The 4913-nt window shown below is 56.3% G+C and carries 5 protein-coding genes; all 5 read left to right on the top strand.

Annotated features, from left to right (window positions below):
• Positions 1-402 precede the first annotated feature (402 nt).
• Entirely contained in the window at positions 403-1299 is an 897-nt protein-coding gene (gene galU, locus CPT76_RS17490; protein WP_105443746.1) for a UTP--glucose-1-phosphate uridylyltransferase GalU, read from the top strand.
• Positions 1300-1380: 81 nt separating this feature from the next.
• Positions 1381-2313 carry a nucleotide sugar dehydrogenase gene (locus tag CPT76_RS17485; protein ID WP_105443745.1) on the top strand — a complete coding sequence of 311 codons (933 nt, stop codon included), beginning with the start codon at positions 1381-1383 and terminating at the stop codon, positions 2311-2313.
• The gene (locus tag CPT76_RS17480) at positions 2313-3161 is read left to right on the top strand and encodes a heparinase II/III family protein (RefSeq protein WP_105443744.1); all 849 of its coding nucleotides are present in this window, start codon (positions 2313-2315) and stop codon (positions 3159-3161) included. Before CPT76_RS17485 ends, CPT76_RS17480 begins: the two co-directional genes overlap by 1 nt.
• Positions 3162-3174: 13 nt before the next feature.
• Positions 3175-4317 (top strand): alginate lyase family protein, encoded by a 1143-nt coding sequence (locus tag CPT76_RS17475; RefSeq protein ID WP_258168646.1) that lies wholly within the window; start codon positions 3175-3177, stop codon positions 4315-4317.
• Positions 4318-4387: 70 nt separating this feature from the next.
• The coding region (locus CPT76_RS17470) for a glycosyltransferase family 4 protein (RefSeq protein WP_146116337.1) at positions 4388-4913 on the top strand (526 nt) is incomplete at its 3' end.

Raw genomic sequence — 4913 nt, 5'->3', positions numbered from 1 at the left:
AAGAGAAGCTGGAGCTTGCGAAGGCAACGATTCTCGGCGTCGTTCTGAATCAGAAAAAATACAGTAAGTCCGAGGCGAATCAGTACCGTTATTACGGTCATCAATAGTTTTTCGGGTATCAAGGAAACCACGTGTTATTGAAGCATGTCTTTACAGGTCATGTCTACTGTACCTTTATCACGGGTAGGCACTCGATCATGCTGTGGGTATTCGGATACCTTAGACGTTTATCGTCGAGAGTGTGATGTGAGGTCGGGTTCAATGCCCGAGTAACGCTCATGCTTCGGATGGAAGCATGAGCTATGCTGCCTGCAGGCGGTATAGCTCATCCTTTCATCCTGATCAACAGAAGAAAACATAAAACCGAAGGATACAACATTATGAAGTTGGGGGTTTATTCAAGTGAAAAAAGTGAAAAAGGCCATTATCCCGGCTGCCGGACTCGGTACCCGTTTCCTGCCGGCAACCAAAGCGATGCCCAAAGAAATGCTGCCTATCGTCGACAAGCCGACCATTCAATACATCGTGGAGGAAGCGATCGAGGCGGGAATCGAGGACATTATTATAGTCACCGGCAAGGGAAAACGGTCGATTGAGGATCATTTCGATTACTCCTTCGAGTTGGAGCTCAGCCTGCTGGAAAAAGGGAAGCTGGACGTGCTTGAGATGGTCCGGCGTTCGTCGGCCGTAGAGATCCATTATATCCGGCAAAAGGAAGCCAAAGGCCTCGGTCATGCCATATGGTGCGCGCGGAATTTTATCGGTGATGAACCATTCGCCGTGCTTCTCGGTGATGACATCGTCCGCGCGGAAGCGCCCTGCATCGGACAGCTCGTTCGGCAGTACGAAAAGCACGGCTGTTCCGTCGTCGGCGTCGGGCAGGTGCCGTCTGAGCACACATCGCGGTACGGCATCATCGACCCGAGTGCGATTCACGACACGGACAAACGGACCTTTGAGCTGCGGAAAGTGGTGGAAAAGCCCGCTCCAGGAGAGGCGCCGTCAAATTTGGCCATTATGGGCCGTTACGTGCTCACCCCAGAAATATTCAGCCTGCTGGAACACCAGGAAGCCGGGTATGGCGGAGAGATCCAGCTTACAGATGCCATCCAGCAGCTGATCGTCAAGCACCGCTGTCTGGCCTATGAATTCGAAGGGGAGCGCTTCGACGTCGGCGAGAAGCTCGGGTACATTCTGACCACCATTCAGTTTGCGCTTCGCCAGGGAGAACTTCGGACGCCCCTCTTAAGGGAACTGGACCGGATTCTGCAAATCGAGAACGTGGAACCGAAGATTTGACCGGGATCAGCGTGCCTGATCAGCCGTATGAGCGGTGAAAGAAAGGTCATTACCATTTGAAATGAAGGCAGGGGCGGACTTATGGTCAAAAAAATTTGCGTCGTGGGACTCGGTTATATCGGACTGCCAACAGCCAGTCTGCTTGCAATTAAAGGCTTTGAAGTGCACGGCGTGGACACGAACCGGCATGCGGTCGAGCTGATTAACCAGGGTGAGGTTCATATCGTGGAACCGGATTTGGACATTATGGTCAAGGCGGCCGTCCAGAGCGGACGGGGGATCGATATCGAGTCTACCCAGCGAACCGTGGCCTTTTACAAGCAGTTCGTCAGCGGGAAAATCCTTGAAACCAACGCCAAAACGGCGGAGATGGCCAAGCTGACCGAAAATTCCTTCCGCGATGTCAACATCGCTTTTGCGAACGAGCTGTCTCTCATCTGTGACCAGCTGGACATCAACGTGTGGGAATTGATCCGGCTGGCAAACCACCATCCCAGGGTGAACATTCTTCAGCCGGGACCGGGCGTGGGAGGACACTGCATCGCGGTGGATCCGTGGTTTCTCGTCCATGCGGCGCCGGAACAGGCCAAGCTGATTCATACTGCCAGAATCGTTAACGACTATAAGCCCGGTTACGTGGTAAATAAGGTGGCGGAGCGGGCCAAACGGTTGAAGTCGCCCGTCATCGCCTGCCTGGGACTTTCTTTTAAGGCGAACATCGATGACCTGAGGGAAAGCCCCGCGCTTGCGATTGTGGAGCATTTGGCGAAGGCCCGGATCGGGGACATTTATGCGGTAGAGCCGCATATCCAGCTTCTGCCAGCCTCGCTTGCGGAAGCCGGGGTTCAGCTGCTTGAAACGGTGGAGGCGGTCCGCAAGGCGGATATCGTGCTGCTGCTCGTGAATCACGACGCTTTCTCCCATATGGACCGCAACCTGCTTCAGGAAAAAATCGTGATCGATACAAGGGGCTTCTTCAGCGAATCGCCCCGGGAACGGGTCGGGGTGCACTGATGTCCACGCTGATGATGAAAGTGAAAAAGCTGCGCAGGATGCCGCTGCATGCGGCGGCGGCCAAGGTCGCGGTAAAAGCGCTTGATGAAACGCGCACCGCCTATCTCAGCATCCGGCACAGGCTGGCTCCGGCCGTGGTGAAGCCGAGCCTGTTCAGCGGATTCCGAAGTTGCGGCCGCTTCCTGTTCGATCCGCAGGATAAGGAGCGGTACGCCGAACTGCTGCGCGAAGGGCGGTCCGATACGGAGATTATCCGGCAGGCGGACCGGATCTGCGTCCACGAGTTCGATCTGCTGGGATCGGGTCCCGTGACCCTTGGAGAGCGGCTTCCCTGGCATGAAGACTTCAAGACGGGATTCCGATGGGAGCCCCGGTATTATAAACGAATTCGAACGGTCGATTTATCGAACCGGGCTGACGTGAAGGTTCCCTGGGAGCTTTCGCGTTTTCAGCATGTCTTTACGTTGGGGAAAGCTTATTGGCTGACAGGCAGAGAGGCGTATGCGCTAGAATTTCAAGCCCAGCTGGATGACTGGATCCAGGAGAATCCACCCGAAATGTCGGTAAACTGGACCTGCGCGATGGATGTGGCGATCCGTGCCGTCAACTGGATTGCGGGCATCTATTTTTTCCGGGACAGCCCTTCGCTTCCCGAAGCGTTCTGGGACCGGCTTCATGCGTCGCTGTACAGGCACGGCGGTTTTATTATGGACAATTTGGAAAACACGGGTGAGCATACGGGAAACCNCTATTTGTCCAATCTCGCCGGGCTGATCGGATTGGGCCTTTATTTTGGGGATATAGAGGTGTGCGGCAAAGGAATAAGCAGCTCAAGTCCCAAAGAGTAGGCTTGCTTACGGCATCCGGGAAACCGAGCGGGAAATGTTCGTGCAGGTGAACACGGACGGATCGAACTACGAGGCTTCCACTTCCTATCACCGGCTCGTCGCCGAGCTGTTTGTCCTGTCTTCGGTCTGGTGCAGCAGCAACGGGATTGAATTCACGCCGGAATACATGAAGCGGCTCGAGAAGATGCACGAGTTCATGCTGGACCTCATGAAGCAGGATGGGCAAACGCCGGTCGTCGGCGACGCGGACGACGGACGCGTGATGATCGCGTCCGGTTACGGCCGGTGGGCGCCGGCGGATTGCCGCCATATGCTGGCCGTGGCCGGCGAGCTGTTCGACCGCGACGATTTCCGCGCCGCCGGACGCCTGCACCGTGAGGAAGCGATGTGGATTGCCGGGCTGCCCACGCTCCGGCCTTATGCAGCGCCTGAAAGAGCGCCCTCGAGCCGGCCTTGCGCAGCGTATCCGGACGGCGGGTATTATGTGCTGCGCAGCAGCTCGGCGTACTGCCTGGTGCGCTGCGGAGAGCTGTCTTTTCGCGGCCATGGGGCCCACAGCCACAACGACCAGCTGAGCTTTGAGCTTCAGGTGTCCGGCCAGGACATCTTTGTCGATCCGGGCGCCTATATTTACTCCGCCGATTATCGGCTGCGCAACCTGTTCCGCAGTACGGGCATGCATAACACCGTTCAAGTGGGAGGGCATGAGCAAAACGATTTTGATGAACACGAACTGTTTCTGATGCGGGAGCAGACATTCGCGCGCTGCGATGCGTTCAGGGAAGGCTTTTTCGCAGGCAGCCATTCAGGCTATGCCGGCAAGTGCGGCGTCATCCATCGGCGCGTGTTTGATTTTCATGAGGGGGAACTGACGCTGTCCGACCGTCTGGATCCGGTGTCACCAGAAGCGGAAGAGATCCGGGAATTTACGGCCTCATTCATGCTGGTGCCGGGTGCCGCTGCAGCCCAAACGGATGACATCGTCCTCATACGCCAAGCCGGAGTAACGATACATATGGGTTTTGAGGGGGCATCAGCCATCCAGCTGGAAGATTCCTGGGTTTCGGAACGATATGGCGTGCGGCGCGCAAGCCGGCTGATCCGGGTTCGAAGCAGTCATCCGGAAGGGCTTAGCACCCGCATCCGTTGGAAATAAAATCGCAGCAGATGCACATGTTGACTTCGTAATCAAACGCAGCAGCTCAAGTGAACGAGGTGATCCTTCCATGAAAGTCGTATTCATCGGTCCGCTTCCGCCTCCGCGCGGCGGCGTATCCGTCCATCTCAGCCGTCTGTCCGCCGTCATGGAGCAGCAGGGCATCGATTTTGAGATATATAACGAAGCCAAAGGCGCGGCCCACAGCCCGCACGTCCATCCTTTGAACCGGTACCGGCGGTTTCTGTTCAAGATCCCTTTTCTGAAGGGGGACATTCTTCATTTCCATACGATCGACCCACGGCTTCGCAGTCTGCTTGGGCTGTATAAGCGGCTTGGCCAAAAAATCATCCTCACGGTTCACGGCGTCAACCTGGAGGATCAGATCCGGCATGCCGGTCCGCTGAGGCGGCGGATTCTTCTACGCAGCCTGAAGAGCATCGACCTGATCATATGCGTCAATGAGGACACGACCCGGTTCTTGCGCGAACGGGGATTTCGTCATGACCGGGTCGTAACGATCCCGGCATATATTCACCCGCCGGAACGAGCAGAGGAGGCCAGGGCCATCCCTGCCGGGGTGTACTCGTTTTTGG

Source organism: Paenibacillus sp. AR247 (genome assembly GCF_002968895.1).
In the GTDB taxonomy this organism is placed as follows: Bacteria; Bacillota; Bacilli; order Paenibacillales; family Paenibacillaceae; genus Paenibacillus_AQ; species Paenibacillus_AQ favisporus.
The sequence above is the reverse complement of the archived record's forward strand: the minus strand, read 5'-3'. Positions and strand labels throughout refer to the sequence as shown.

Excerpts from the sequence above, each read along its gene's own strand:
- CPT76_RS17485 (WP_105443745.1), top strand. The coding sequence starts at position 1,381 with ATGGTCAAAAAAATTTGCGTCGTGGGACTCGGTTATATCGGACTGCCA.